Here is a 3,176-nt window from a genome sequence, read left to right on the forward strand (position 1 = left end):
TAAAGCCCTCAACCGCATGACCCGTCTAGGTCGTGCGACCTATGAACGTGTCGCATAACGAACCGGGGAAAGGGGCAAATGCGGCCCAAGCGCTATTCGTGCAACGCGGTCTGGTCCATCCAAGTTTCTCGGGCAGTATCGTGGATACGCCTATCGGCACGGGACCGTTCGAATTAGTGTCCCACATGGTTGGGGAAAAGGCTGTGTTTAAACGGCGGGATAACGGTTGGTGGGGTGGTCAGGCTCATCTCGCCGGAATTGAATTCGTCGATTATGGCACCGATCCTTCGGCAATCGTCGCTGCGTTCGAGGCTGGTGAAATCCATGTCAACGACAATACGTCTGCCGATTTCGTCGAAGTCCTGGACGGGCTTGGCTTGGTGCGGAAAGAAAAGGCGACCGCAAACACCATCGTTGCCCGCATGCGCGCTGACAGCGCCCCTTATGACAATGCCGATGTTCGGCGCGCCATTCAAACGGCGGTGGACAACAATGTCGTGTTGGAACTAGGCATCAACAATACCGTCGTCGTCGCTGAAAACCATCATTGTGCGCCCTTTCATCCGGAATACGCGGAAATCAGAAAGCCCGAGTTCAACCCAACCAAGGCCACGGAACTGCTTGACGCCGCCGGCCGCGCCGATACGGAGTTTGAGTTGATCTCGTTGGATGGTGACTGGCGGCAAACCACGACTGATGCGATTGCGGCGCAGCTTCGTGATGCCGGTATCAACGTGAAACGAAAGATCATTCCCGGCGCGACTTTTTGGAATGACTGGACCAAGTATCCGTTCTCGACAACCAATTGGGGTGCCCGCCCGCTCGGAGTCCAGATATACGGTTTGGCCTACAGGTCCGGAGAACCTTGGAATGAATCCGGTTTCAGCGATGCGGATTTCGATGCAATACTGAACGAGGCGGTCGGGATTGCCGATCCTGAGAAACGTCGGCCTCTGATGGCAGAGATGCAGAAAATCCTGCGAAACAGCGGCGCCATCATTCAGCCTTTCTGGCAGAGTCAGTACCTGCACCATGTTCCGGAGTTGAAGGGCTATGAGCGGCACCAGCAGTTCGAGGCACGCTTCGACAACGTTTGGTTGGAACAGTAGGCATTGTCAGGTTGTTGAAGCGGTCTCGTCGTTGTAGCGCGCTGCCATGTTGAATCTGTGTGATCTTTCCCGCCTCAAGGGTTTTCGTTTCCCGCGCTCGGTCATTGGCTGCGCGGTCTGGGCGTACCATTGGTTTGCACTCAGCCTGCGTGATGTTGAGGATCCTTTGGCCTCTCGCGGGATCGCGGTTTCTTACGAAACTGTCCGGGACTGGGTGGCACGCTTTGGGGCTCAGTTTGCCGTAAAGGTCCGACGGGATCGACCGCTTCCTGCTTGTAAATGGCATCTCGATGAGGTCGTGGTGCCAATCAAAGGGCGTAAACACTGGCTCTGGCGCGCGGTTGATGCCAACGGTGACTTCTGGACGTTTTGATTCAATCCCGCCGGAACAAAGCTGCCGCAAAGCGCTTTTTCAGGAAACTATTCAAGGTTTGGGGCCGACCAAGGGTAATTATCACCGACAAGCTGCGCTCCTACGGGGCGGCAATAGCGGAACTGGCCCCAGGGATTGAGCATCGCCAGCACAAGGGGTTAAACAATCGCGTCGAGGCTTCACACAGACATACGCGACGGCGAGAGAAAATAATGGGCTGGTTTAAGTCGTCCGGTAAGGCACAACGGTTCTTGTCGGTCCACGATCAAACCGCCGCACTATTCCGCCCCAAACGCCACCGTCTTTCAGCCGGTTCCTACCGCCACGCCCGAACCGATGCCTTCGAGCTTTGGACCGAATATGCAAACGACTTGGCCGCTTGAATCCAGCACTCCACCCCGCTCTTGCCCGGCGCAAAAAACAACCTGACAATGCCCCACCGAGACCAGCCGTCCGATGCTGCGACTAATTCTTCGAAGTTTTTTAGGCAAATCGGATTAGCAGCCCTTGGGTATCGTCGAGCCGACGCTCATGCGAAAAGCGGCGAAACCGTGGTGAGAGCCCGGAGCAGCCGTTCGCTCGTAAAGCTCAGGCGACTTCAGTCCGACACTGTAATGACTTCGGCTTTCGAGCGGAGCCACTTGATGAATGCCTGCACTTCGGGGCGTTGCTGTCCTGGCGAGGTTTCGATGTGGTAGACACCAAAGAGCGTCTCAGAAGCGAGCACAGCGATCCGGCCAGTCGCGATGTCTTCCGTAAAAAAGGCGCGGGCAGTATAGGTGATGCCATCGCCGCGTCGGACCGCTGGCATGATCAGGTTGCCCGGCATGTGGTTAATCGCCAAAGGTCGCTTTAGGACGATGCCATGAAAAGTGAACCACTCCGCCGCCTCGTTAGTCCCTAATTCCTGCAGCCAAGGTAGGTCGGCAAGCGACTTGTAGTCTGAAAGATCACGTGCCTCGATCAGCGATGGCGCACCGATGACAACCATGTCTGTCTTGAGGACAGCCTCGACATCCGGCTCGGCTCGCCTTTGATCACGATACCTTATGGCGACGTCGATCCCACCCGGCCTGAGCTCAACGATCTGTGACGTCGGATTGAGCATCAGGGTGATTTCTGGATTCGCCCGCTGGAACTCGCCGACCCTCGGCATGAGCCACTCAACAGCGAAGGCTGGTGGCATAGTCACTTGTACCGGCCGGAGTGCGGCTTCTTCACTTATGCGCTCCACGCCGCGGCTGATGATATCGAAGCCTGCTTCCAGATCTCGTGCTAATCGGGCGCCTGAACGCGTCAGCTCAATGCCGCGACCGACCCGATGGACTAACGCAATACCAATTCGGTTTTCGAGCGCTTTGACCTGCTGGCTAACAGCGGCCTGTGTAACGTTCAGGTGGTCTGCGGCACCTGCATAGCTGCCTGCAGTAGCTACGGCAGCAAAGGCGCGCAGGCTGTTCAATGGCGGGAGTCTCAACCAATCCATATAATAGATTTTCTAATGTTACGGCAGGATTAATGAGTCGCATGAAGTCAAAAATTTAGCAATATGCCTATCATTGGGGCAGTGCAGTTGGAGGATAGGATGATGGAAAAGCTAAAGGGTGGATGCTATTGCCGCGCCGTACGATACGAGATTTCCGGTCGGCCGGAATGGTCAGCGCATTGTCATTGCCGGTCCTGCCAGTTGGCGC

The 3,176-nt window shown here is 56.1% G+C and carries 3 protein-coding genes and 1 pseudogene; 3 read left to right on the top strand and 1 reads right to left on the bottom strand.

Annotated elements, in window-relative coordinates:
- The first annotated feature begins 41 nt into the window (after window positions 1–41).
- On the top strand, window positions 42–1,109 hold the full coding sequence (locus ACR0BK_RS20290) for an ABC transporter substrate-binding protein (protein ID WP_480556057.1): 1,068 nt from the start codon (window positions 42–44) through the stop codon (window positions 1,107–1,109).
- 46 nt (window positions 1,110–1,155) lie between these two features.
- Window positions 1,156–1,865: pseudogene (locus tag ACR0BK_RS20295) on the top strand (IS6 family transposase).
- Between the two features lie 215 nt (window positions 1,866–2,080).
- Here the strand turns inward: ACR0BK_RS20295 and ACR0BK_RS20300 are convergent.
- Window positions 2,081–2,968: a LysR family transcriptional regulator gene (locus tag ACR0BK_RS20300; protein ID WP_480556058.1), complete on the bottom strand. Its 888-nt coding sequence runs from the start codon at window positions 2,966–2,968 to the stop codon at window positions 2,081–2,083.
- Between the two features lie 102 nt (window positions 2,969–3,070).
- On the opposite strand from ACR0BK_RS20300, the gene ACR0BK_RS20305 reads away from it, so the two are divergent.
- On the top strand, window positions 3,071–3,176 hold a 106-nt coding region (locus ACR0BK_RS20305; RefSeq protein WP_480556059.1), incomplete at its 3' end, for a GFA family protein.

Source organism: Ruegeria sp. AF1 (genome assembly GCF_056542125.1).